This window comes from Acinetobacter sp. TAC-1 (assembly GCF_029025845.1).
Lineage (GTDB): Bacteria > Pseudomonadota > Gammaproteobacteria > Pseudomonadales > Moraxellaceae > Acinetobacter > Acinetobacter guillouiae.
Genome location: NZ_CP118892.1, coordinates 2,562,494 through 2,585,933 on the forward strand (window position 1 = coordinate 2,562,494; position 23,440 = coordinate 2,585,933).

General features: G+C 38.7%; 27 protein-coding genes. 3 read left to right on the plus strand and 24 right to left on the minus strand.

Annotated elements, in window-relative coordinates:
* Positions 1-12: 12 nt before the first annotated feature.
* From PYV58_RS12045 to PYV58_RS12055, 3 genes are read left to right on the plus strand one after another with little or no spacing between them, the layout of a single operon-like run.
* Positions 13-717, plus strand: coding sequence for a molecular chaperone (locus PYV58_RS12045; protein ID WP_004821261.1), 705 nt, complete (start codon positions 13-15; stop codon positions 715-717).
* A 24-nt stretch (positions 718-741) separates the two neighbouring features.
* Positions 742-3,246: a fimbria/pilus outer membrane usher protein gene (locus PYV58_RS12050; protein WP_034610227.1), complete on the plus strand. Its 2,505-nt coding sequence runs from the start codon at positions 742-744 to the stop codon at positions 3,244-3,246.
* A 15-nt stretch (positions 3,247-3,261) separates the two neighbouring features.
* Positions 3,262-4,329, plus strand: a complete 1,068-nt coding sequence (locus tag PYV58_RS12055; RefSeq protein WP_275059532.1) for a fimbrial protein — start codon at positions 3,262-3,264, stop codon at positions 4,327-4,329.
* A gap of 140 nt (positions 4,330-4,469) precedes the next feature.
* Here PYV58_RS12055 and PYV58_RS12060 read toward each other — a convergent pair whose 3' ends face one another.
* The 24 genes from PYV58_RS12060 to PYV58_RS12175 all read right to left on the minus strand — a co-directional run bounded on the left by PYV58_RS12060 (position 4,470) and on the right by PYV58_RS12175 (position 23,430).
* Positions 4,470-4,835: a lipopolysaccharide assembly protein LapA domain-containing protein gene (locus tag PYV58_RS12060; protein WP_004821255.1), complete on the minus strand. Its 366-nt coding sequence runs from the start codon at positions 4,833-4,835 to the stop codon at positions 4,470-4,472.
* A 21-nt stretch (positions 4,836-4,856) separates the two neighbouring features.
* A complete protein-coding gene (locus PYV58_RS12065; protein ID WP_004720793.1) occupies positions 4,857-5,159 on the minus strand; it encodes an integration host factor subunit beta in 303 nt (100 codons plus the stop codon).
* Positions 5,160-5,318: 159 nt separating this feature from the next.
* Positions 5,319-7,001: a 30S ribosomal protein S1 gene (gene rpsA / locus PYV58_RS12070; RefSeq protein WP_004821252.1), complete on the minus strand. Its 1,683-nt coding sequence runs from the start codon at positions 6,999-7,001 to the stop codon at positions 5,319-5,321.
* A gap of 118 nt (positions 7,002-7,119) precedes the next feature.
* Positions 7,120-7,809, minus strand: coding sequence for a (d)CMP kinase (gene cmk / locus PYV58_RS12075; RefSeq protein ID WP_004821249.1), 690 nt, complete (start codon positions 7,807-7,809; stop codon positions 7,120-7,122).
* Positions 7,810-7,820: 11 nt separating this feature from the next.
* Positions 7,821-8,255, minus strand: coding sequence for an SRPBCC family protein (locus PYV58_RS12080; RefSeq protein ID WP_034610221.1), 435 nt, complete (start codon positions 8,253-8,255; stop codon positions 7,821-7,823).
* A gap of 84 nt (positions 8,256-8,339) precedes the next feature.
* Positions 8,340-8,864 carry a tRNA adenosine(34) deaminase TadA gene (gene tadA, locus PYV58_RS12085; protein ID WP_034610219.1) on the minus strand — a complete coding sequence of 175 codons (525 nt, stop codon included), beginning with the start codon at positions 8,862-8,864 and terminating at the stop codon, positions 8,340-8,342.
* A gap of 6 nt (positions 8,865-8,870) precedes the next feature.
* The gene (locus tag PYV58_RS12090) at positions 8,871-9,992 is read right to left on the minus strand and encodes an enoyl-CoA hydratase/isomerase family protein (protein WP_034610216.1); all 1,122 of its coding nucleotides are present in this window, start codon (positions 9,990-9,992) and stop codon (positions 8,871-8,873) included.
* Positions 9,989-10,702 carry a uracil-DNA glycosylase gene (ung, locus tag PYV58_RS12095; protein WP_004821244.1) on the minus strand — a complete coding sequence of 238 codons (714 nt, stop codon included), beginning with the start codon at positions 10,700-10,702 and terminating at the stop codon, positions 9,989-9,991. Before ung ends, PYV58_RS12090 begins: the two co-directional genes overlap by 4 nt.
* A 74-nt stretch (positions 10,703-10,776) precedes the next feature.
* The gene (locus PYV58_RS12100) at positions 10,777-11,373 is read right to left on the minus strand and encodes a 6-carboxytetrahydropterin synthase (protein WP_004821241.1); all 597 of its coding nucleotides are present in this window, start codon (positions 11,371-11,373) and stop codon (positions 10,777-10,779) included.
* Positions 11,374-11,605: 232 nt separating this feature from the next.
* Positions 11,606-12,562, minus strand: a complete 957-nt coding sequence (gspK, locus tag PYV58_RS12105) for a type II secretion system minor pseudopilin GspK (RefSeq protein ID WP_004821240.1) — start codon at positions 12,560-12,562, stop codon at positions 11,606-11,608.
* Between the two features lie 47 nt (positions 12,563-12,609).
* Positions 12,610-13,266: a type II secretion system minor pseudopilin GspJ gene (gspJ, locus tag PYV58_RS12110; protein ID WP_081407352.1), complete on the minus strand. Its 657-nt coding sequence runs from the start codon at positions 13,264-13,266 to the stop codon at positions 12,610-12,612.
* Positions 13,266-13,649 (minus strand): type II secretion system minor pseudopilin GspI, encoded by a 384-nt coding sequence (gene gspI / locus PYV58_RS12115; protein WP_004821236.1) that lies wholly within the window; start codon positions 13,647-13,649, stop codon positions 13,266-13,268. The genes gspJ and gspI overlap by 1 nt, the downstream gene beginning before the upstream one ends.
* A complete protein-coding gene (locus tag PYV58_RS12120) occupies positions 13,636-14,202 on the minus strand; it encodes a prepilin-type N-terminal cleavage/methylation domain-containing protein (RefSeq protein WP_034610211.1) in 567 nt (188 codons plus the stop codon). The genes gspI and PYV58_RS12120 overlap by 14 nt, the downstream gene beginning before the upstream one ends.
* A gap of 5 nt (positions 14,203-14,207) precedes the next feature.
* Positions 14,208-14,822 carry a TetR/AcrR family transcriptional regulator gene (locus PYV58_RS12125; protein ID WP_004821232.1) on the minus strand — a complete coding sequence of 205 codons (615 nt, stop codon included), beginning with the start codon at positions 14,820-14,822 and terminating at the stop codon, positions 14,208-14,210.
* Between the two features lie 87 nt (positions 14,823-14,909).
* Complete coding sequence (locus PYV58_RS12130; protein WP_004720827.1) at positions 14,910-15,683, minus strand: TatD family hydrolase; 774 nt, start codon at positions 15,681-15,683, stop codon at positions 14,910-14,912.
* Positions 15,684-15,710: 27 nt separating this feature from the next.
* Positions 15,711-16,052 carry a PilZ domain-containing protein gene (locus tag PYV58_RS12135; RefSeq protein ID WP_004821228.1) on the minus strand — a complete coding sequence of 114 codons (342 nt, stop codon included), beginning with the start codon at positions 16,050-16,052 and terminating at the stop codon, positions 15,711-15,713.
* Positions 16,053-16,078: 26 nt separating this feature from the next.
* The gene (locus PYV58_RS12140; protein WP_034610209.1) at positions 16,079-17,059 is read right to left on the minus strand and encodes a DNA polymerase III subunit delta'; all 981 of its coding nucleotides are present in this window, start codon (positions 17,057-17,059) and stop codon (positions 16,079-16,081) included.
* A 67-nt stretch (positions 17,060-17,126) separates the two neighbouring features.
* The gene (gene kdsB, locus PYV58_RS12145) at positions 17,127-17,888 is read right to left on the minus strand and encodes a 3-deoxy-manno-octulosonate cytidylyltransferase (RefSeq protein ID WP_034610208.1); all 762 of its coding nucleotides are present in this window, start codon (positions 17,886-17,888) and stop codon (positions 17,127-17,129) included.
* A gap of 4 nt (positions 17,889-17,892) precedes the next feature.
* Positions 17,893-18,909 (minus strand): tetraacyldisaccharide 4'-kinase, encoded by a 1,017-nt coding sequence (gene lpxK, locus PYV58_RS12150; RefSeq protein ID WP_034610207.1) that lies wholly within the window; start codon positions 18,907-18,909, stop codon positions 17,893-17,895.
* A gap of 6 nt (positions 18,910-18,915) precedes the next feature.
* Positions 18,916-20,646 carry a lipid A export permease/ATP-binding protein MsbA gene (gene msbA, locus PYV58_RS12155; RefSeq protein ID WP_034610206.1) on the minus strand — a complete coding sequence of 577 codons (1,731 nt, stop codon included), beginning with the start codon at positions 20,644-20,646 and terminating at the stop codon, positions 18,916-18,918.
* Between the two features lie 3 nt (positions 20,647-20,649).
* The gene (locus tag PYV58_RS12160; RefSeq protein WP_004821219.1) at positions 20,650-21,072 is read right to left on the minus strand and encodes a biopolymer transporter ExbD; all 423 of its coding nucleotides are present in this window, start codon (positions 21,070-21,072) and stop codon (positions 20,650-20,652) included.
* A 20-nt stretch (positions 21,073-21,092) separates the two neighbouring features.
* Positions 21,093-21,725 carry a MotA/TolQ/ExbB proton channel family protein gene (locus PYV58_RS12165; protein WP_004821216.1) on the minus strand — a complete coding sequence of 211 codons (633 nt, stop codon included), beginning with the start codon at positions 21,723-21,725 and terminating at the stop codon, positions 21,093-21,095.
* A gap of 35 nt (positions 21,726-21,760) precedes the next feature.
* On the minus strand, positions 21,761-22,651 hold the full coding sequence (locus PYV58_RS12170) for a ParB/RepB/Spo0J family partition protein (RefSeq protein ID WP_034610204.1): 891 nt from the start codon (positions 22,649-22,651) through the stop codon (positions 21,761-21,763).
* Positions 22,648-23,430 (minus strand): ParA family protein, encoded by a 783-nt coding sequence (locus tag PYV58_RS12175; protein WP_004720853.1) that lies wholly within the window; start codon positions 23,428-23,430, stop codon positions 22,648-22,650. Before PYV58_RS12175 ends, PYV58_RS12170 begins: the two co-directional genes overlap by 4 nt.
* Between the last annotated feature and the right edge of the window lie 10 nt (positions 23,431-23,440).

A 23,440-nucleotide genomic window follows, 5' to 3' on the forward strand; every position in this document is an offset into this window, starting at 1 on the left:
AAGGGTCTTTCAATGAAAAAACCATTTTTTATTTCTAGCTTGTTAATGCTCAGTACTTTGATCACATCCGCGCATGCTGGTATTGTGATTACAGGTACCCGTGTAATTTACCCAAGTGATAAAGAATTTGTATCTGTGCAATTAACCAATGTAGGTGATCAAATTGCATTAGTACAATCATGGGTGGACAGTAAAGACATTATTGCAGATCCAACCACAACCCAAGCCCCATTTATTGTTACCCCTCCGATAACGACGATTGAAGCAGCGAAAGGACAATCTTTACGTGTCATTTTCAATCAAAAACAAAAGCTTGCTACTGATCGAGAAACATTATTTTGGCTTAACGTGCTTGATATCCCTGCCAAGCCAACAGCTGAAGCAAATTATTTACAATTTGCGATACGTAATCGCTTAAAACTGTTTTACCGACCAACTGGCATCAAAATGGAACAGCAACAAGCGTTTCAAAAAGTTGAAGTACAGCGTGTAAACAGCCAACTACAAATCAATAATCCAACACCTTATTACTTAAATTTTGGTAAATCGAATCTGGTTTTAAAAAATGGTACGCCAAGCGAAATTAAAAATCTAAGCTTTATAGAACCGTTTTCAAAACAACAAATTGATGTCGAAAATTTATCAGACGCTAAGTCCGTACAGCTTTATTTAATCAATGACTACGGCAGTTTATCGACAATAGAGAAACAGTTTTAATCTAAATTATTGGGAGAATTGTGCTTGAAACATTTCACACTTAGGTATAGTGTTTTGGCGCTAAGTCTATATCTATGCAATCAAAATGTTATAGCGCAAGCACCACAATTCGATAATAGTTTTTTATACGGCCAAAATTCTAAAACAATTGATCTTGAAAAGTTTGTTTCAAGCGATAAAGTCGCGCCAAATGATTACATCCTCGATATTTACCTAAATGATCGTTATATCACCCGCTCTATTGTGCATATTTCAGATGATCCTGAATCACCTGAAAAGCAACGTTATTGTATTCCACGCAGTACTGTTAAGCAGCTTGATTTCAATCATAAACTTATCGATTTAGATAAAGTCACTGGTGACTGTATCGATACACGCTTAATGAATCATGTCGTGTTCTGGAAGCTGAATATAGCAGAACAACGCGTGGATGTTTCAAGCCCTCAATCGATGTTAAATGAACGACCATTTGGCTATATAGATCCATCACTTTGGGAAACTGGTGGAAATAGCGCTTTTCTCAAATATTACTACAATTACTATAATTCAGATTATGGTCAGGACAACAAACAAGATTCTAGCTTTCTGAATATTAATTCTGGTATCAATATTGATGATTGGCAATTCCGTCATTCTGGTAGTACTAGTATGGGAGACAGCAATCATTCAGGCCAATATACCAGCTATGAAAACAAGCTTATGCGAGTACTACCTAGTTTAAAAACTCAGCTTACTCTTGGTGATTTCTATACCAATACCAAAACCATCAATAGTAATTCGAGTATCGCCATTCGTGGGGTACAACTTGCCAGCGATGACAGAATGCTTCCGGTTTCATTGCAAAGTTACGCACCCACAATTTCAGGTTATGCAAAAAGTAATGCTTTAATACGCGTTCGCCAAAATCAACAAATTATTATGGAACGCACTGTTCCTGCCGGCGCATTTAATATTACAGATCTCCAAACACCTGGGACGGGTGGTACATTAAATGTAGATATTATTGAAGCAAATGGTGAAATCCGCAGTTTTGATTTGCCTTATAATAATTTTATTCAATCTATCCGCGCAAAGCAGTATCGTTATCAAATTGCCGCAGGTATTTTTCGTCAAAATAGCAAATCCTATGATGAGAAGTTAATCAATGCATCTTTTGATTATGGATTAAATGATTTTATCTCAGTGAGCAGTTCAGCGCTGGTCAGTGATCATTATCAATCCTATATTCTAGGAACCGCGTTAAATACCAAACTCGGTGGTATCGCTTTAGAAAGTAATTTTGTTAAAGCAGATATTAACCAATCCAACCAAAATTTAGACAGTTCTTTGCTTACGCTGCGCTATAACCTTGCTCTAAACGGTGCAAAAACAAATATCAGTTTAAACAGTACTGTTTATGGAAATGATCAATATTATTCCTTCGATGAAGCCATGCAGAATCGTTATATTCAAAACAACAGTTCTGCATTAGTACTTAATGGTCGGCCCAAGTCATCAAACTATATTCAACTGAGCCAGAACCTAGGTCATCAGTTTGGTGCTGTTTCAGCCAGTTTTTCACAGTATGAATTCTGGCATCAAATCAATACACAAAAATTTTATCAAATTAGCTATAGCAATAGTTATAAAGGCATCAGTTACTATGTGGGTATGCAACATACTCAAAATGATCAATACAAGTTAGATAAAGACACTCAATACTTTGTGAATGTGAATATTCCTCTATCGTTTAAAAAGAAAAATAGTAATTTACGCCTAAGTAGTGAAGTCTATCCAGATAATAATGCACTCAATACCAATCAAGTCGGCATATTTGGAAATTTAGGTGAAAATCAGCAGTTCGGCTATAACTTCAATTATTCAAATAGTAAAGATAAAGATCTCTTCAGCAGTTCTTTGAGTTATCGAACCAATCCGGTTTATTTAGCATCGACTTATGCAACCGACTTTGACCAACAACGTCAATACTCTTTACAAGCACAAGGTGCAATTGTTGCACATCAACACGGCATTACCTTAGCCAATGATTTAAATGATACTTTTGCAATTATTCATGCCAAAGGTTTAGAGGGAACCAGCCTCTCCAATGGAAATAATATTAAAATTGATCGCTGGGGTAATGCGATTATTCCCTATCTAAATCCTTACCAATACAATAGTATCAACTTAAACCCAAATACAATTCCATTAAATACCGATGTTGATGCAACCCAATTACAAGTTGTACCTAAATCGAACACAAGTATTTTAGTGGATTTTAAAGCGTTAAAAACCACAAAAGCCTTAATTGAACTTAAACACGCAAATGAAGTGCTCATTCCAATGGGTGCTCAAGTGAAAGATGCTTTGGGTAATGCAGTGACTACAGTAGGACAAGGTCAGCAAATTTTTATGCAAAATATAAATCCTGGACGCTATAACGTCTCTTGGAGTAATAGTGATTCTTGTCAATTCGATATTTCAAAAGAAATATTGCAACAAAGTAAAACTCAAATCCCTTTTGCAAGCTTTAGCCTAAATTGCAAATAAGCACGGAGTAATTTTATGCTGAAATATAAATTGTTATTTATGTTATCTACACTCCCTGCAAGTTTTGCAGTATTTGCAGATTGCAGTGTAGGCAGCAATTTCACCAACGGCTATAGCATGCCGACGATGAATGCCAGTACCATGAATATCAATAAATATGAAGGGACATCAGTACAGTCTAATGTATATTCCCGTGAAGTTGCTTCAGCAAATTTTGATATTTTTCGTGTCTACACTGGATGTACTGTTGGCACAAATAGAACCATTTTTGGTAATGTTTTTGCCACCAATGTGACGACCTATGATGCCAATATTTCGCGTTTAAATGCTTACCCAGCTTTAGGGATTAAAGTTGAAATGGGCGATGCACCGGCGAGTGGTACATTAAAAACACTAAATACCACTGAATTAGCAATTTATAGTTATAGTGGTGATACGCATGGTGTAAAAATGAGGGTGACATTATATGTTTTACCTAGAACATCAACAATGACCTCATACCCCACAACGATCAATGTTTCGAATCTACGAATAGCAACCATCAGTTTAAGACGTGTTAGTGATAATGTTCTTATTCCTGCAAATACACAAATTCCCGTATATTTAAATGCAACAGTCAATATCTCTGAATCCACATGCTCACTGAATCAAAGTAGCTACACCATTGCACTGCCTGATGTTAGTGTACGAAACTTGGGTTTAGTCGGAAATGAGACCGCATTAAGCTCAAGCAATACAGCAACCCTCAGTATAAATTGTGCAAATTTAAATGATGGCGCAGGTCGTGAAATAAAGGCTTATACCACGGATGCCTTAAATCAATCCAATGCAACAAATATATTAGAGAATCAAGTCGGTGCAGGTTATGCGACTGGTGTAGGTATTCGTTTACGTGATAAAAATAATGCGATAATTAGTCTAGATCCAAACCAATCAAAGAGCACCAACAAATGGACCTTTGGTAATTTAAGCACTGCTCAGCTGATTCAACATGTGATTAAAGCCAATTACGTAAGAACAGCAAATACGGTGACACCTGGTCTGGTCAGATCTCAAGCTTATTTAAATATCGTATATGATTAAAGAATAGCGAACTTATATTCTTTTATTTGTTTGATGATATTGAACAAAGTTTTTGATGTTGGATAATCGACACAGTCAAAAATCATTACCAACAAAAAAGCGCTTTACACTGATGGTAAAGCGCTTTTTTATCATAATGATTAAAGCGTATTGATATTCTTATTTTCTGGTTGAATATCTAATACTGTCTTTTCATGACGAGCACTTGCGGCAGCTTCAGCAGCGGCCAATTGTGCTGTCTGTATTTGTTCTTTTCGGAGATGATCAATATCTTTACGAAGACGCTTAACTTCCCATGCGTTTTGGAATACACGGAAAACCTGTACACCAAGCAACAATCCAAGAACAATCCCAAGCACTAAAGTTAATAGTAGCAATAACCCTAAACGCATTGCTGGTACTTGAGTAAACAATAAATCTACAGGTAGTTCAGCTGGATTCTGCAAGACTAATGCTAAAGCATAACCAAAGACTACCAGTAGTAATGCAACTAAGAAATAGCGCATACTCACCTCATTCGAATTTTATTAATTAGCAGATTCGTTTACTGCATCACGGAGTGCTTTACCAGGTTTAAAGTGAGGTACAGCTTTTGCTGCAACTTCTACTGATTTACCTGTTTTAGGATTACGACCCACACGTGGCTCACGGTGATGTAAAGCAAAACTACCAAACCCACGAATTTCAATACGGTCATCTGAAGATAATGATGCAATCATTTGATCGATCATAATCTTAACTGCTTCTTCGACTAATGGCTCTGCTAAATGCGGATTTTTAAGAGCAATTCTTTCTATTAAGTCAGACTTATTAAGTGCTTCAGTTGTCATTTAAGACCTCATTAATTTTAATGCTAATTGATATACACCAGATAATATCCTTTTTAAATACAAAAAGGTAGCGCAGTAATCATATACTACGCTACCTTTTACACTATTTGAATAAAAAATATTAATTAATTACATTAAATAATACTTCTTAACAATCACTTAGTGGTTCATCTGTGCTTTGATCAAATCACCAATTGTCTTAGGACCATTGTCTTGACCAGTAGGCGCAGTTGTAGTTTTCAAGTTTGCTACAGCTTCTTTCTCTTCAGCTTCGTCTTTCGCTTTAATCGACAAGTTGATAGAACGTGATTTACGATCTACATTGATGATTTTAGCTTCAACTTCTTGACCAACTTCTAAGAATTTAGTTGCATCTTCAACGCGATCGCGGTTGATTTCAGATGCTTTCAAAGAAGCTTCAACTTCGTCAGCTAACTTAATTGTTGCGCCTTTAGCGTCAACAGCAGTTACTGTACCTTTAACCAACGCACCGCGTTCGTTAGCAGCTAAGAAGTCATTGAACGGATCGCTGTTCATTTGCTTGATACCAAGACTGATACGGTTGCCTTCAGCATCTACAGACAAGATAACTGCTTCAACTGTATCACCTTTCTTGTAACGACGAATAGCATCTTCGCCTTGTTCGTTCCAAGAAATATCAGACAAGTGAACTAGACCATCGATACCGCCAGGTAAACCGATGAAGATACCGAAGTCAGTGATAGACTTGATCGTACCAGAAACTTTTTCACCTTTGTCGTGTGACTTAGAGAATTCTTCCCATGGGTTCGCACGAGTTTGCTTGATACCCAATGAAATACGACGACGTTCTTCATCAACTTCAAGAACCATAACATCAACTTCATCACCAATCTGAACAACTTTAGATGGGTGGATGTTTTTGTTAGTGTGATCCATTTCTGAAACGTGTACTAAGCCTTCAACGCCTTCAGCGATTTCAGCGAAACAACCGTAGTCAGTTAAGTTTGTAACACGTGCTTTAACGATAGAACCTTTAGGATAACGGTTCATGATCGCTAACCATGGATCTTCGCCTAATTGCTTAAGACCTAAAGATACACGATTACGTTCTTTGTCAAACTTAAGTACTTTAACAGTAACTTCTTGACCCACTTCAACAACTTCTGAAGGGTGTTTGATGCGTTTCCAAGCCATATCTGTGATATGTAGAAGACCATCAATACCGCCAAGGTCAACGAATGCACCGTAATCAGTAAGATTTTTGATCGTACCAGTAACTGTTTGGCCTTCTTCCAATTGAGAAAGAAGCGCTTCACGGTCAGCTGAAGATTCAGCTTCCATTACAGCACGACGAGATACAACAACGTTGTTACGTTTAGCATCAAGTTTGATTACTTTGAATTCTAACTCTTTGCCTTCAAGGTGAGTTGTATCACGAATAGGGCGAGTATCTACCAATGAACCTGGTAAGAATGCACGAACTGGACCGATGTCAACAGTGAAACCGCCTTTAACCTTACCAGAAATAACACCAGTAACGATTTCGCCGTCTTCAAAGATTTTTTCAAGTTTAGTCCAAGTTTCAGCACGTTTCGCTTTTTCACGTGATAAAACTGTTTGACCCATACCGTTGTCAAGCGCTTCAACAACAACATCAACTTCATCGCCAACTTGAACTTCAAGTTCGCGTTGTTCGTTTAAGAATTCTGAACGTGCAACAACACCTTCAGATTTAAGGCCAGTGTCAACAGTAACCCAGTCAGAGTCGATGCTAACAACGATACCTTTAATAACGGCACCTTTGTCGATATTGAGAGTTGATTCGCTTTCTTCAAAGAGGGCTGCAAAAGATTCGGTCATGATATACCTAGTAAAGTCAACGGTCTTGGATCAGACAAGGCCGGTTTAGTTAAGCCATCCACATAGTCCGTATAAACTGATCAAGCTATGCTTTGGCTAATATTTGGTTAAATATTCTTTATTTAGCTAAATGTAACTCGACATAATCAGTCATCAGTTTAAACACTTCATCGATGTTCATTTCTGAGCTATCAATGATATAAGCGTCTTCTGCTGGCTTGAGTGGAGCGACTGTGCGTTCCATATCTCTTTTATCTCGAGCTTGTATATTTGCTAAAATGTCGCTTATTTTAACATCCAGCCCCATTCCCTGCAACTGTTTTACACGACGCTCTGCACGGGACTCAGCTGAGGCAGTGAGATAAATCTTCGCTTGTGCTTGTGGAAAAATAGAAGTACCCATATCACGCCCATCGGCAACCAAGCCAGGCAACTGGGCAAAAGCATGTTGTCGATCTACTAATGCCGCTCTAAGCGCAGGAATTGCTGCGACTTTTGAAGCAAATTCACCAACGCGTTCAGTACGAATCGTTTGTGAGACATCTTCACCATCCAACAAGATCATGATTCCGTTGTCAGCACTCTTAAATACGATATCTAAATTTGTTGCAATCGTCACACTTTGTTGCAATACAGATTCAGTGTCTAATGCGTCCAACAATTCTTTTTGATGCAATGACAATCCAAGCAAACGATACAGCGCACCAGAGTCTAATAAATGGAATTGATAGTGATGCGCAAGCTTTGCTGCAAGTGTTCCTTTACCAGAACCACTTGGCCCATCGATTGTGATAATTTGAATTGTCATTGAATTTCCAATTAAGCTATAGACTTAGCAAGTTTCTTAAATCCAAGTGTAATCGCTAGTTTAAGCTGTGCAAGTATTAATTTACTCACAAATGGTGCACGTGCTTGTAATTCGATCGTATAGTCAACACGGGTTTTGTTTGCAGCAAGCGCTGTAAACTCAATAATTCCAATATGATGTTTAATCAATGGATTGTTAATTAACTTATATTCAATACGTTTATTGACATCCAGATGCGTAATTTGCTCTTGAATCGGCTTGATCGGACCAAACCCCATACGACGGATAGAACCTAATCCATCTGGGCGTTCAGGATCAGCAGCATCTTTTACCCGTACAACTTGAATGGGAGCAAAAGCCACATTATAGGTTGAATGTTTTGATAACAAGTCAAAGACCTGATCGATTGGTGCATTAAACTCTTGTTTTACTTGAATAGAATTCATTGTTATACCCTTTTAAACTTTAACTATATTTTAAACCCTTATTTTGACAATCTTCATTGTCACTAAAATCTTGTGTATTCTAGATCATTTTAATGAGTCATTTAAGGTCTTTTGTTGTAACTTTAATTGTTTTTTTTGCTCACGGCGCATTTTAAAAAAATCAGACAGTTGGCTTGAGCACTGCGTTTGTAAACAACCACCTTCAAACTGAAATATATGATTGTAATAGCCAATCTCTAACAGTTGACGACTACTGATGAGTGAACCCGCTTTAGGTTCAGTCGCGCCAAAAACCACACGTTTGATTCTTGCATGAATTAATGCGCCGACACACATGGTACAAGGTTCAAGTGTGACGTATAACGTTGCATCTTCTGGTAGGCGATAATTTTCAATCTTTTGACACGCATTGCGCAGTGCCTGAATTTCCGCATGGGCTGTTGGATCATGCTGAGCAATCGGTTGATTATAACCTTCACCGATGACTTGCCCCTGACTTACAATCACAGCTCCTACTGGAATTTCACCGATAGATGCAGCAAATGCAGCTTGCTCTAAAGCCAGCTGCATCCATTGTTGATCTATGTAGTGTTGAGTTTCTTCAGTCATACGACCTTAAATAATACCGTACTGACTTAGCAGCGTATTCCAACTGTCAATTGTTGTTACAGGTGGGTTTTTCGCAAGGATTCCACGCAATGTTCGCGACTCAACCTGTTCCCACTCTGGTGATAAATCTTTATCCACCAAACGTGCGCGTACACCTTCAACAAAATCAGGATGACGAATTTTCCAATCAGAAATTTGTTTTTCTAATTCAAAAACCTCAGACCACGGATGAACTTGACGTCCCCACTGCCATAACAACCAGGTAATCGCAGCAGTACTTGGTGAACCTTTTTGTAGATTCTCGCTGGCTTGACGCAACCAATCACTACGCGCATCACTTAGACCAATAATCGCTTCATAATCATGTTCAAAGTTTACACCACGACAAACACTATGAATCACATCCAAAGAGTTTTGCAACGGTCCAGGTGAAACAGGACGATGTAAACTATTTAAGGTGTCATCTAAAGCACGGAAATCACCAGCAGGATAATGATCCCAATCGATATCAATCAGTTTCTGTAAAACCACATCACGTTGTGCATCACAAATATGGGTTGCCCAACCAATCCCATAACCACCCGCTGCAGTCATGATCGATCCAGTTAAACCCGTAAATAAACCAATCGGACCACGATCTGCCAAGAAACGTGTAGCACCCACATCTGGATATAGACCGATATTCACTTCAGGCATAGCAAGACGCGAATACGGTGTAACTAAACGGAAAGGAGCTGCCATGAATAAGCCTAAGCCACCACCCATGACATAACCTTCACCCCAAACCACTACAGGTTTAGCATAATTATGCAACAGTAAATCTAAAGCATATTCCGTTTCAAAAAACTTATTGGCTGTTTCAACTTCATTGTTGATCACCAATTGACGCAGTTTACGAACGTCACCGCCTGCACAAAAAGCTTTAGGCGTGGTTGAATCTAACCAAATTGCCTTAACTGAGTCATCATGATGAAAATCCTCAAACAGCTTCAATAATGCCGCAACGATAGATTCATCAAGTGCATGAAGCGACTTAGGACGATTTAAGCGAATAATTCGCCATCCCTTTTTCGCTTCTTCGATAATCAGATCTGGGTGATAATTATTTATTTCGGGAGAGTTTGTCATGCGTCCAGCTGCCAGTCGATTGGCTCAATGCCATATTGTTTCAGATAATTATTTGTTTTTGAAAAAACCTTACAACCAAAAAAGCCACCACGATTTGCTGCCAATGGAGATGGGTGCGCAGCTTTTAATACCAGATGCTTCGTTTGGTCTATACGTTGTCCTTTTTTCTGAGCATATGCGCCCCAAAGTATAAATACAATGTGCTCTCTATGCTCATTCAACACATCAATCACATGATCTGTAAAATTTTCCCAACCGCGTTTTTGATGTGATGTTGGTTGCCCAGCTTCCACTGTCAACACACTATTTAAAAGCAATACACCCTGTTGAGCCCATTTGGTGAGATCACCATGTCGGGATACAGGTACAGCTAAATCTGTATTTAATTCATGAAAGATATTACGTAAAGACGGAGGCAATGCAACGCCTTTTTGTACGGAAAAACTCAACCCATGCGCTTGATCAGGACCGTGATAAGGATCTTGTCCTAAAATCACCACCTTTACATGATTCAATGGCGTTGTGTCTAATGCATTGAAAATAAGTGAGCTCGGTGGGTAAATGGTTTTATTTGCATTTTTTTCAGCAACTAAAAAAGAACGCAAATCATCCATTTGCTGACTCAAAAGAAACTCAGCTAAACCTTCTTTCCAACTTTGATCTAACCGAACTTGATTTAATTTTGTTTGTTCGAGTTCAGATAATTGCATCAACTTTCATCCTAAATTTCATTTTCCTAAAAATTTATTTGTCCTAAAGATGGATTTCACTCAAAAATCATCATTTAAATTTTAACCTGTAAATCCACTTCAGGGTTTTGAAACGGAATACCCTGTTTCAATTTTTCATACATTTCTGGGTCAGACCATTCAGATGTGACCTGCTCAGAAAAAATAATTTTATCCAGACTCAACAGTCCCATCTGAGCATTTTCAATATCTTCTTGAAAACTTTGCGCATAACCTGTATCGGTTTCATGCACAATCACAGAATAGACTTCAACATCCCCTTCCCCATTTTGGGTAATGGTTGATTTTAAAATCTGTTGCGCGAGAAAAAAGAATATCCGTGAAAACTGTTCAGCCGATGGAGAAACTGGCAAAGCCACCCAACGAGCACTAAAAGTTTTACACGCCTGAATATATTCAGGGTTATCTTCTTGCCAAAAACAGATCGCATGGTCAAAACTGTCGAAAATTTCTTTGATTACACCTTTAAGCAAGCCAAAGTCATATACCATTTGACCATGATCAAGTTTTGAAGCTTTAAGTAGTAATTCAACTTTATAGCTGTGCCCGTGTATAGACCGTTTGCAACGATCTGACGTGCAATTCCGCACAATATGTGCATTTTCAAACTTAAATAACTTACGAATTAACATGAGCCAAATTTTATAAACAAATCGGTAAAGAATCTCGATTATAAAGCAAAACTCGAACCCTGAGCATTAATTTTCACGTTGATTGCAATTAGCCAAAAGGATGATCTGCTTTTTTAGGCCTATTTAGCTTATCGAATCATGTTTACTCAATCAACCAACCTTTTAACTACCTTTTAACTATCTTTTATAGTTATTTAAAATCATATAGTTAAAAAAATATTCACTAAAATTTTCAAAATGGTGCAAGGCTACGCGAATAAACATAAACTTGTGATTTATCATTACGCATAAAGCGTGTAGTAAATTGACGCTTGCGATTGCTTAAAGATACTTCGATCTTGGCTTTAAAATAACTGGATGTTACTCCAAAAATCTTGTCTGCCTCGGTTTTGCTTGCAGCTTCCAAGCTGTCAAATGGTGCGATTTTCATTAGCTCGCCCACATTGGCAAAATGCTCAAGTTTTTCTTGTCGCGCTTTTAAAGCTGTTTGTACGCTATTTACGTCTAGTTTCTCATCCATGGCTGCCAAAACCATTGCAGGTGCAGTATTGACATTAATTTTTGTTGCAATATCAGGCAGTGCCGATATATAAGGTGCAATTAAATCATACTTCTTTTCTTCAAAACCACGTACTTGTTTAAGTTCTTCAACACTGGAAAATTTTCGATTTGCAGCCAAATATGGTTTAGGCAAACCCTGGTAATAACTTGTTTCAGCACCGTATGAACCTATGGTTTCATTGTCTGGATCTTGCCAATCAATCACGGCTTGAACAGCATCAGCAGGTAAACCGACACGAACCAAAAGCTTAGAAAAATATTTCTGTGCCGCGTCGTTGGGCTTACCTTCATTGGTTAATAAACTGTTTAAATTGAATTTACCGGACTCATCTTCCAACACACCTGTGACATATCCATCTTCAACCGGAAATGCTGGCATCGGTTTTGCCCATGTTTCTTGTAAGTAATCTGCCTCTTTGCTGTTTTCGCTGTCTTGTACCAATATCTCAGAATAAAATGCTTCCGCACTCTTTGCATAAAAAAGTGCTTGGCTTTGCCGTTTTAAAAACCCTGTACTTTCATTGGTGTAATTTTGACGTTTAGCAATCGTCGCAGCAATGATGGTTGCCAAAGCGACCATCACTAAAATCGTAATTAATGCGATACCTTTTTGCTGCTTTAATTGCATGAATGATTTACCTAAATTTATTGATCCGCATCTACCACAATACTGATTTAATTAGCTGCGCCGTTATTGATCAGATAGTCAGAATTGAGCAAACTAAAAATCCATTCATATTCTATATCACGAATCGTGACTTTAATTTTAATCCCACGCGGCAATTGCCTATCATTTTTAATCATATCATTTGGCCAACGATCTAATTCTGTTGGATTTAAAACATCAATACGATACTGATCCACATCTGCCAATAACACACTCGACAAGGGCTGTTCTGAATTATTTCGATTTAAATTTGAATATTTTAACCGATAAAGTTTTTTCTCTTGCGCATTGTAAACATATTCAATTCGTTCATAGGGTGACAAACCCTGTTTAAGCGGGTCGGTTACACCTGTTTTACTGAAAGAAAGTTTTTGATTATCTAAACCTAAAGCAGGTTCAATTTCCTCACCACTTCTTGCAGAAATCGGAACAATCTGTAAGGTATCACGCTGAATCTGTTGATACGCACCTTGTAATTGGCCTAAATTTTCCTCATGTATGACATTACGATCTTTAACTTTAATCAGGTAGTCAAATATTTTCCAGCCCAATGCTGACAAAACAGCAAAGATTGCTATGGCCACCAAAAGTTCAATTAAGGTAAAGCCTGTGCTTTTCTGTGCATACACAGTTTGATTTTTTTTATGCTTGATTAGATTCATCATTATTTTTCTTTGATCGGATAATTAAAGAACACCATATTGGTAATCCCTGCTTCTACTTTACCCGTATCAGGATTAAAAAGGCTCACTTGCACATCTATTTTTTGTACATTTGGGCTCAGTGTAGATTCTGCTTTTTTATCTACCTGCCAAGTTTCACCTTGTGTGGTGACTTGTTTGGATGACGTTCCTGACAGCCATTCACGATTAATCATCATCATTGAGATTTCATTCTGTGCAACAAACTGAGCCTTGGTTCGTAAAATCGCATTGGCTGTCGACTGCGTATATTGCATCGCGACTTTGGTCAAAGCCATTGCTGCGACTGCAAAAATCGCCAAAGCCACAACCACCTCAATTAAAGTAAAGCCTTTATTTTTCTTCATCTACTTTACCCAAATAATCAACTCGAATTACCCCACCCACTGGCTTTTGCTGATAATACATTTGAATTGTGACAGGTTTGACTTCACCATTTCCAAACCAAATCAATTTAGGTGCATTATTTCCCAAGAGTTCTGAGTTATTTGCATTTTGGAATTGATGATCTTCCGTTTCAATAGAAAATGAAACGTATTCTGGCAACGCTCTTTTAGGAAAGTCCGTCACTTCTTTCCATGGTTTATTGTCAACCACTCGAATACGTTGCTCAGCGTCTTCTTTGACTGGAATATACTCAATAACCCCATACTGTGCAGCTGCAACATCCGTAGCATTGTGTAAATCGAGTGCGTAAATACGCGCTTGATCATTGGCTTCACGATTAATCTGCTTTAAATCGAGCAATAACATCTCACGTGCTTGCATAGCTTTACGCTGATCTACGCCATCAATATTTAAAATGATCAATGAGGCAATAATACTGATGATGACGATCACCACCATCACCTCAATTAAGGTAAAACCTCGTATTTTTTGAGATGATCGTAGATTTTTCATTGCAGCTAAGCCACCTGTTCTGAGGCTTGTGGATGTTTTGGCACAGCCAATGCCTGATCAATCAATGCGACACGCAAGGTATCTCGACAACCTAAATAACGCTGATAGAAGCTGGAATTCAGTATCGCTGCTCCACCATGCGTAATTGACCAAATCGAAGCCAAATAATCACGTACCGACATCAAACTTTGAATCGATTCTAGATAGCTTTCTGTCATGCGAATAATGATACGTAAACGTTGTTTACGTACTTGATAGAGTTCACTAAATAAATGATGGATGCCTTGTCCAGTGGTGGATAATCGCTCTTCGATCTGATGGAATAACACTGCACGTTCAGGATGATGTAAATGGTGCAACATAAAAAAAGCCAAATGCTCAGGAAATGCTTTTTCAGTATCACGTACCATTTCAAGTAACATACGTTCATTACGAATGATGAGCAGTATATACAACTCATCCTTACTCTGAAAATGCTTATAAAGTGTTCCCTTAGCTAGATCTAATTCTGCAGCTAGGGCATCCAATGTCATCCCTGCTTCACCATTTTCTAAAAGCAGTTGTTCAGCAACCTGAAAAATCAATGCTTCTCTTGCTCTAAACTGAGCCTGTCGATCCATCTTCACCCGATAAACTCTCTTGTTAATTCTATCCGTTAATAAATTGACGCACTTCTATTGATTGCTTTTTAAATCAGTGCTTTTCAATCACTTTTGTTGAAGCAGATTTTCAAAATTTTGTGTGGTAATGAAAGCAATCTCTTCAAGTGTTTTATCATATACATCACTCAGCGCTTTGGCTACATAAGGAACGTATTTTGGTTCATTCGGTTTGCCACGATAAGGCATCGGTGCCAAATAAGGACTATCCGTTTCAATCAACAAGCGATCTAAAGGCACTTGCTTAGCAACATCTCTTAAATCTTGCGCATTTTTAAATGAAACAATTCCAGAGAAGGAAATATAGTAGCCACAATCTAAAACGGCCTTTGCAGTCTCCCAATCTTCTGTAAAACAATGCAAAATACCATGTGTTGATTTTTCAGCCCGAATAATATCTACGGTTTCATGCTTTGCTGAACGAGTATGCACAACTACAGGTTTTTTAAGCTGTTGCGATGCGTGAATATGTCGTGCAAAACAGGCTTTTTGTTCAGCAATAAATTCAGTACTATGAAAATAATCCAAGCCTGTTTCACCCAAGGCCCAAACTTTTTCAGCTTGCGCCAGTTCAACCAGTTTTTCAACACTTGCACGTTGCATCACAGCTGGATCTTCACATGGGTGTACACCGACACTATAGCCCACATCTGAATGTCTTGCGGCAATTTCTGCAAGTGCGATATGGTCATCCAAATCTACAGAAATCCCCATAAACTTGGACACACCAGCATCTCTTGCTTGTTGTAATGCGGCATCGAGATCCCCTGCATAAGGTTCAAGATTTAACATGGTTAAATGGCAATGCGTATCAACAAACACAGAAATTCCTAAATATTGAAAATTGGCTTACATTGTAAAGCTAGGACGGTCCAAAGACATACTGCCTGCGAGTAATTTTTCTGCTTCCATTTTGTAATAGATGCCTTTTTCACCAGTGAGTTGAATTGCAAAACCTTGTGGCTTAATTCCATTTTGCTTTTGCGAAATCCAAATCACTTTCCCTGTTAAAGGAACTTTCTGTGATTGATCTGGCAAACCAGCCAATACAAACACTTCATCGCCCATTTTTACAGGATTCTTTGATGGTACAAATAAGCCACCGCCTAAAATATAAGGCATATAACTGGCTTGTAAAGTTGCACGATCATTGATGTTGACTTGAATCAAACCGCCCATACGTGGTTGCATGATTATTCCCCCTGAATATTCAAATTTTATGTCACATTCATTAACTGAATCGACAATTGATCAATAATTAGATTTGTTTGTACATTTTGATCAACTTTTAGCTTCGATTGTTGTAAGTCTTCATAAATAGAGAACAAGCTTTGCAATTGATACTGCGCTGCAAGCTCATCTAATTGCAAGTCTGAATTCTTTACAACTTGATTCAGCTTGACACAAATTATATCTGACAACAAGTATTCAAACATTTGTAAAAAATCATAAAAGCTCAGTTCTTTATTCCATTTTGAAGCAAACTGTAAAGGCATGCTTTTTTGACTGACCAATTTTTGCCAATCTTGTAAAAACTCCCCACGCCGGTTTAACCAATCCAGCTCAGCAAGCGCCAATGCTTGCAATGGCATATTATTGGATAAATTCATCAACAAGTTAATTTTAGAATGCATTTCAGCGGGTAAATGTTGTTGCAAATATTGTTCTGAAAGCGTGGGGCTAATACGATCCATGGCAAAGTGCTGTAATCGACTACGAATCGTTGCTGGGAGCTTTAGATAATGTTCCGCAAGTAAAATAATCTGTATCCGATCACCTGGCTCTTCTAGCGTTTTTAATAATGCATTTGCAGAAGCAATGTTTAAAGCTTCTGCAGGTTCAATCACAATAACGCGCCAACCATCTACTGTTTGCTGCACAAATGGTAGTAAATCACGGATCTTCTCGATCTTAATTTTCGCGTTTTGCTTCTTATTCTCTTCATCGGTCGTGATATTAACATAGTTAGGATGAGTATCCGATTTAAGCCACTGGCAACTTGCGCACTCGCCACAAGCACCTTGTGGTGTTTTATTTAAACACAAAACCCATGATAAAAAATGTTGGGTAAATGCATGTTTACCACAGCCTTTTTTACCATAGAACAATAAACCATGCCCTAATTTTGGAAAGCGACCAGTTAAGGTTTCCCATGTTTGTTGCTGCCAAGGATAAACCTGAGAATTAGAAGCATCCATGAATCAAAAACCTAAATACAAGTGTGGTAAAAACAAGTGACGCAAAGATAAATAACGCAAATACAAGCTATTCAAAAACCGCTACATCCAAGGCGTTTAAGCGATCCAAATCTGCTTGAGTATCGACACCGGGTGGTAAGTTTACTTGTGCGATATCAATCGCAATACGATGTCCATTTTCTAAAACACGTAATTGCTCTAAGCTTTCCAACTGTTCTAAAACCCCCATATCCCAAGTGACATATTCTTGTAAAAGCTTGACACGGTAAGCATATAAGCCCAAATGGCGATAAGCATGCTGATGGAGCTTTTGCTCAACCTGTTTAACACCCTCTCGATCGTAAGGAATTTGTGCACGACTGAAATAAAGCGCTTCGTTGAACTTTGACATCACCACTTTGACGATGCTGTCACGCTGAAACTCGTCAAACTGATGTATCGGCTCACATAAGGTCGACATTGAACAATCCGCTTTCTGTGCCAGCAACTCAGCAACTTGAATCACCAATTGTGCAGGCAACAAAGGCTCATCACCCTGTACATTCACAATAATATCCTCGGCATCCCAACCTTTGATCCGAGCAACTTCACTTAAACGGTCTGTGCCCGAAGGATGATTCGGATCAGTTATCACAACATCCACACCTTCTGCTCGGCAAAGTGCTGCAATACGCGGGTCATCTGTCGCCACACAAAGATCATCAAAGCCCTGTACTTTTTTTGCTTGATCGACCACACGTAAAATCATGGCTCGCCCATGAATTTCTAAAAGAGGCTTACCGGGAAGGCGTGAACTGGCAAAACGCGCAGGAATAACAATATGTTTCATCAAATTAACCTTGTATTAGATCAATACCAAGTTGAGTAAGTTGTTGGTTGAGTAATAGATAACATTCATCAGACAAGACCGCTCCCACCGGAACCACCCAAATCTCACGACTAAATGTAGAATGATTTTTCAATAATGGTAAAAGCTTTACCGCATCTTTTTCAGTGGTAATAATTGGATTGTTATCTTCAAACTGTAAATCATCAATTTCATAATCATAATGGTCTGGAAATTCATGACATTGAAATTGAGTTACACCGATACTTTCCAAGGTGTTATAAAAGCGTTGCGGAAAACCAATTCCAACGACTGCATAATAATCAAGTGTAGGATCAAACTGCTCAGACTGGTCAAAACTTGGATTTAATAAATAAGGTTCAGTCACTTCTAAATGCATATTGAGAGCTGAATGCGGCTGATGCGCATGCTCAATCACGGTACCGTGTTTTAAACGGCTCACTGGCTCGCGTAAATAACCTTCAGGAAGTAGCTTCTGATTGCCCAAACCTCGGTTATTATCCAGTACAATCCATTCGATTTGACGCGCCAAAGCCCAATGCTGTAAACCATCATCACTGATGATTAAATCAAGTTCATAATGTTGCAGTAGTAACTCAATATTGGCTTGGCGATTACCACCCACCACCATGGGAACCTCAGTAGACTGAACAATCAAACAGGGTTCATCGCCCACTTGATCAGGCACAGAATCTAAAGTAACCAGTGCAGGGAAAGGCCCTTGCCCCCCATAACCACGACTAATCACGCCAACGCGAACATGGTGATGTTGCAAATATTTCACCAACTGGATCAATAACGGTGTCTTTCCACTCCCGCCCACAGTAATATTTCCAATAATCATCACGGGGACAGGTGCTTGATAGGTTTTTTTTATACCTTTTTGATACAGTTGCTTATTTACCGTAAAACCGAACTGATATAACCATGACAATGGCCGCAATGCAATCAACCACTTGGACTGTTTATTCCAAGCATCTTGAATGATTTGCGCAATAGACATGTTCGATTATTCCTCAAAGTTACGTTCATACAATTGATAGTAAGCGCCATGCTTCGCCAATAACTCAGTATGAGTACCTTGCTCTATGATACGCCCTTTATCCATAACCACAATCTTATCCGCTTTTTCGATCGTGGATAGACGGTGAGCAATCACTATCGTGGTTCGATTTTGATCAAGCATCGCTTCATCAAATGCTTTTTGAATAAAGTGTTCAGACTCATTATCCAAAGCACTGGTGGCTTCATCAAGGATAAGAATTGGTGCATTTTTAAGGATTGCACGTGCAATGGCGATACGTTGACGTTGACCACCTGAAAGACTTAAGCCCTGCGCACCTAAAGGTGTGTCATAACCTTTTGGTAACTCCATAATAAAGTCATGTGCATAAGCTGCTTTAGCAGCGGCAATAATGGCTTCCTCAGAGGCTTTTTCTAATTGGCCGTATGCAATATTTTCACGCACTGTTCGATCAAATAACACAACTTGCTGGTTGACCATCGCAACTTGGGTACGCAAACAACTGAGTTCAATATCTTGAATAGGCAGTTGATCTAGATAAATCTGCCCTGCACTAATTTCTTGAAAGCGCACTAACATATTCACCAAAGATGACTTACCAGCACCTGAACGCCCAACCAAAGCAATGGTTTGGCCTGCTTGTATGTCTAATGAGAAATCATCAATCCCTTTTACATTATTTTTATAAACCAAAGACACATGATCAAACTTGATATTACCCAATAATTTTGGCGTTAATGTTCCAGTATTTTCTTCTTGAGGCAGGTCTAGAACTTCAAATACAGAATATGCAGCCGCAATACCACGTTGTAATTTTTCATTGATATCTGTTAAATTTTTAATAGGCTTTGCTAACAATCCTGCTGCTGTGATATAGGCAACAAACTCGCCAGCTGAAGTATCACCTAAAATTTGTGGGCGTAATGCCAACCAAATAATGATACCTAGAGCAAAAGCCATGACCAATTGTACAAGTGGACTATTTAAGTTTTGTACAACCACCATTTTCAAACCACGTTTTAAGTTTTCTTCTGAAGACTTATAGAAACGTTTTTGTTCATTTTCCTCGCCAGCAAAGCTTTTGACAACCGCATTCGCACTGACTGTTTCTTGCACAATATGGTTGACATCCCCCATGGTATTTTGCACTTGAATAGACAGCTTACGCATGCGTTTTGAAGCTTTACGCACCAATAAACCAATAATCGGCATAAAGATAAAAATACACAAGGTTAAACGCCAATTGGTATACAGCAAATAACCCAATAAACCTAAAGCAATTGCACCATCACGAATTAATGTTTTTAACGATTCAGAGGAAGCTGCGGTTAACTGCTCCACGTTATACATAATTTTTGCAGTGATGTGACCTGATGAATTATCCAAATAATACTGTGCGGGTAGTTTTAACAGTTTGGCATAAACTTCTTGACGAATACTAAATACCAAACTTCTTGAGATGACTGCAGTAAAGTAGCCACCCATAAACAACCCTAAGCCACGGAAAAAAATCAACAAGATAATTAGCGCTGGAAACCAATCAAGATCTCCACGATTACCATCTTGAATTGCATCAATAATATATTTAAGTAATTTCGCTACAGAAACTTCAGTTGCCGCATTTACGCCAAATCCAATAATAACGAGTAAGGCTGCCCCCCAGTACGGCTTTAAATACGCCAAAAGACGGACATAGACCTTAAAATCTTGATTCACTAATTAATAACCTCGAGATGGAACTTTGGTACTGATATTGATGTTAACGAAACCGAGCTGTCCTGCGACATCCATCACTCGTATAACATCTTGATGCGTCGCTTTGGCATCTGCAGCAATCACAAACATCAGATCACGATTGTCATTTGCTGCTTGCTTAATTGCAGTACTTAAATCAGCCGACTCTTTACTCGAAAGTGCCTGCCCATTTACTGCATAATGCCCTGCCGAGTCTACCATGACTTCAATTTTATTTTTGTATTCTTTTGGCGGAACACCTTGTGCATCCGGTAAAGAAAGATTGATCCGACTTTGCTGGTTAAAGGTGGTGGTCAGTAATAAAATCACCAATATAAATAACAAGCAATCAATCAATGGCGTAAGATTGATATGAATATCTTCAACTGTTCTGCGTCTAAATTTCATGAAACACCCCTAAAACGGATTTAACCAGCTTTCTTTTTTTCATTTTCAAGGTGTTTCTGAAAAAATAAGGCGGCATGAAATAAAGTCGACTGTTGCTCGAGTTCAGCCACATATTCCTGAACTAGGCGCTGAAAATAACGGTAGGCAAATAGTGCTGGAATAGCAATTACCATACCCGCAGCTGTGGTAATTAATGCCTTAGAAATACCTGGAATCATCATGGTTGGATTGGCATTCGTACCTAAATCAATCACCAAAAAGGATTCGATAATCCCAATCACTGTACCCAATAGCCCCAATAACGGTGCAACAGCGCTCAATGTACCTAAGAAATTGATATTTTTTTCTAAATATCCAATTTCGCGCGAAGCAGTCGCTTCCATCTGAGCACGTGCAAATGCCTCGCCTTGAGCGTAAGCATCAATACCATCTTTAAAAATATAGCCCAATGCCGTTTGGCAAACCGCTTGATCTTGTTCCATTTCATCTAAAACATCGTCAACACTGCGGCCTTTTTGCATCATAAGCGACTTAGGTAGAACTAAAGATCGTTTCAGCCGTATAAATCTCTCGATTGAAATCGCAACAGTAAAAATTGAACATAAAACCAATGGCAGCATTAACCAACCGCCGGCTTTAACAAGTTCCCACATCTTTAGTTCCCCAAATTAATTAAATCGCTTAAACATTATTGTTCTGGTAAACAGATATTTAAAATTCCATCTAACTCATCAAGCGAGTTATAACTGATGACCAGCTTGCCTTTACCCTGTTTGTTATAGTCTAATTTTACACTGGCACTAAAGCGCTCTGACAGTTTCTGAGTCAGTTGTTGCACATCTGGCGCAAGTGGATTTTTAGATTTTTCCTGCTTTGGCGTATTCCAATCACGCACCAACTGCTCGGTTTGACGAACAGACAAACTCTTATCAATCACGATTTTTGCAATTTGCAATTGATCTTTAGCTTTTAGGGTCAATATCGCACGGGCGTGCCCCATGTCCAACAGACCTTGTTGCATTAAATCTTTGATTTCATCTTCTAGACTTAATAAACGCAATAAATTACTTACGGTAGTGCGTGCTTTACCTACAGTGTCTGCAATTTCTTGATGACTAAGCCCAAATTCTTCATGGAAGCGTTGTAATGCCAGTGCTTGATCAACTGGGTTTAAATCTTGACGCTGAATGTTTTCGATCAATGCCAAGGCAATCGCAACTTGATCGGTCAAATCACGTACAATTGCAGGGATTTCAGTCAAACCCGCCAATTGTGCCGCACGCCAACGACGTTCACCTGCAATGATTTCATAGGGAGTTTCGTCATTTTCAATCGGACGAATCACAATCGGCTGCATTACACCATGTTTTTTAATTGACGCTGCAAGTTCTTGTAAATCTTGCTCACCAATAAAACGACGGGGTTGATATGCACCACGTTTTAATTGGGTTACATCCATCTGTTTTAATTGGCCATGATCCAATGCTTGAACTTCAAGTTGTAATTTTTCTTTTTGGATTGAACCTAATAATGCATCTAAGCCACGACCCTTTGCCAACCCTCTTTTTTTCACGGTCATGCTTTATTTCCTTTTTTCACTTTACTCTTTTTCAACATTTCAGCTGCTAAATTTAAATATGCAATTGCACCTTTAGAGCTTTTCTCAAAATAAATAATCGGTAATCCATGTGCTGGCGCTTCGGCCAAGCGCACATTACGCGGAATCACTGTATCATAAAGTTTCTTACCAAAATACTGTTCTAATTCGGCAGAAACATCACGGGTGAGTGCATTACGTGCATCATACATGGTACGAAGCACCCCAATAATTTCCAATTCAGGGTTTAACGCCTGTTGAATTTTATCAATGGTCTGGGTCAGATCTGCCAATCCTTCTAATGCATAATACTCACATTGCATTGGAATAATCACTGCATCGACTGCGGCTAAAGCATTGACCGTAATTAAACTTAAACTTGGTGCACAATCAACAATAATATAATCAAAGTCTTTTTCAATTTGCTGTAAAGCGTTACGCAAAATAAACTCACGTCCATCTTGCTCTGCGATTGCCAGTTCAACACCTGCCAAATCACGATTTGAGCCAAGCACTTTATAACCGACTTCAGCTTTACTAATTGCAGTTTCAATCGGTACTTCACCCAGAAGTACATCGGTGACTGAATACAACAAATCATTTTTTTGAATACCCGACCCCATGGTAGCATTACCCTGAGAGTCCATATCCACCAATAAAACACGCTTTTTCAACACTGCCAAAGAGGCAGCCAAATTCACGGCTGTCGTGGTTTTACCTACGCCACCTTTCTGGTTTGCGATAGCAATAATTTGAGCCATGGTAACCCCA

Excerpts from the sequence above, each read along its gene's own strand:
- PYV58_RS12055 (WP_275059532.1), top strand. The coding sequence starts at position 3,262 with ATGCTGAAATATAAATTGTTATTTATGTTATCTACACTCCCTGCAAGT.
- PYV58_RS12170 (WP_034610204.1), bottom strand. The coding sequence starts at position 22,651 with ATGACCGTGAAAAAAAGAGGGTTGGCAAAGGGTCGTGGCTTAGATGCA.
- PYV58_RS12080 (WP_034610221.1), bottom strand. The coding sequence starts at position 8,255 with ATGAATTCTATTCAAGTAAAACAAGAGTTTAATGCACCAATCGATCAG.
- PYV58_RS12175 (WP_004720853.1), bottom strand. The coding sequence starts at position 23,430 with ATGGCTCAAATTATTGCTATCGCAAACCAGAAAGGTGGCGTAGGTAAA.
- tadA (WP_034610219.1), bottom strand. The coding sequence starts at position 8,864 with ATGACTGAAGAAACTCAACACTACATAGATCAACAATGGATGCAGCTG.
- PYV58_RS12135 (WP_004821228.1), bottom strand. The coding sequence starts at position 16,052 with ATGCAACCACGTATGGGCGGTTTGATTCAAGTCAACATCAATGATCGT.
- PYV58_RS12140 (WP_034610209.1), bottom strand. The coding sequence starts at position 17,059 with ATGGATGCTTCTAATTCTCAGGTTTATCCTTGGCAGCAACAAACATGG.
- kdsB (WP_034610208.1), bottom strand. The coding sequence starts at position 17,888 with ATGAAACATATTGTTATTCCTGCGCGTTTTGCCAGTTCACGCCTTCCC.
- lpxK (WP_034610207.1), bottom strand. The coding sequence starts at position 18,909 with ATGTCTATTGCGCAAATCATTCAAGATGCTTGGAATAAACAGTCCAAG.
- PYV58_RS12120 (WP_034610211.1), bottom strand. The coding sequence starts at position 14,202 with ATGAAAAATCTACGATCATCTCAAAAAATACGAGGTTTTACCTTAATT.
- PYV58_RS12090 (WP_034610216.1), bottom strand. The coding sequence starts at position 9,992 with ATGACAAACTCTCCCGAAATAAATAATTATCACCCAGATCTGATTATC.
- gspK (WP_004821240.1), bottom strand. The coding sequence starts at position 12,562 with ATGCAATTAAAGCAGCAAAAAGGTATCGCATTAATTACGATTTTAGTG.
- PYV58_RS12045 (WP_004821261.1), top strand. The coding sequence starts at position 13 with ATGAAAAAACCATTTTTTATTTCTAGCTTGTTAATGCTCAGTACTTTG.
- PYV58_RS12165 (WP_004821216.1), bottom strand. The coding sequence starts at position 21,725 with ATGTGGGAACTTGTTAAAGCCGGCGGTTGGTTAATGCTGCCATTGGTT.
- gspJ (WP_081407352.1), bottom strand. The coding sequence starts at position 13,266 with ATGATGAATCTAATCAAGCATAAAAAAAATCAAACTGTGTATGCACAG.
- ung (WP_004821244.1), bottom strand. The coding sequence starts at position 10,702 with ATGCAATTATCTGAACTCGAACAAACAAAATTAAATCAAGTTCGGTTA.
- PYV58_RS12065 (WP_004720793.1), bottom strand. The coding sequence starts at position 5,159 with ATGACAACTGAAGCACTTAATAAGTCTGACTTAATAGAAAGAATTGCT.
- PYV58_RS12100 (WP_004821241.1), bottom strand. The coding sequence starts at position 11,373 with ATGTTAATTCGTAAGTTATTTAAGTTTGAAAATGCACATATTGTGCGG.
- rpsA (WP_004821252.1), bottom strand. The coding sequence starts at position 7,001 with ATGACCGAATCTTTTGCAGCCCTCTTTGAAGAAAGCGAATCAACTCTC.
- gspI (WP_004821236.1), bottom strand. The coding sequence starts at position 13,649 with ATGAAGAAAAATAAAGGCTTTACTTTAATTGAGGTGGTTGTGGCTTTG.
- PYV58_RS12060 (WP_004821255.1), bottom strand. The coding sequence starts at position 4,835 with ATGCGCTATTTCTTAGTTGCATTACTACTGGTAGTCTTTGGTTATGCT.
- cmk (WP_004821249.1), bottom strand. The coding sequence starts at position 7,809 with ATGACAATTCAAATTATCACAATCGATGGGCCAAGTGGTTCTGGTAAA.
- PYV58_RS12125 (WP_004821232.1), bottom strand. The coding sequence starts at position 14,822 with ATGGATCGACAGGCTCAGTTTAGAGCAAGAGAAGCATTGATTTTTCAG.
- PYV58_RS12160 (WP_004821219.1), bottom strand. The coding sequence starts at position 21,072 with ATGAAATTTAGACGCAGAACAGTTGAAGATATTCATATCAATCTTACG.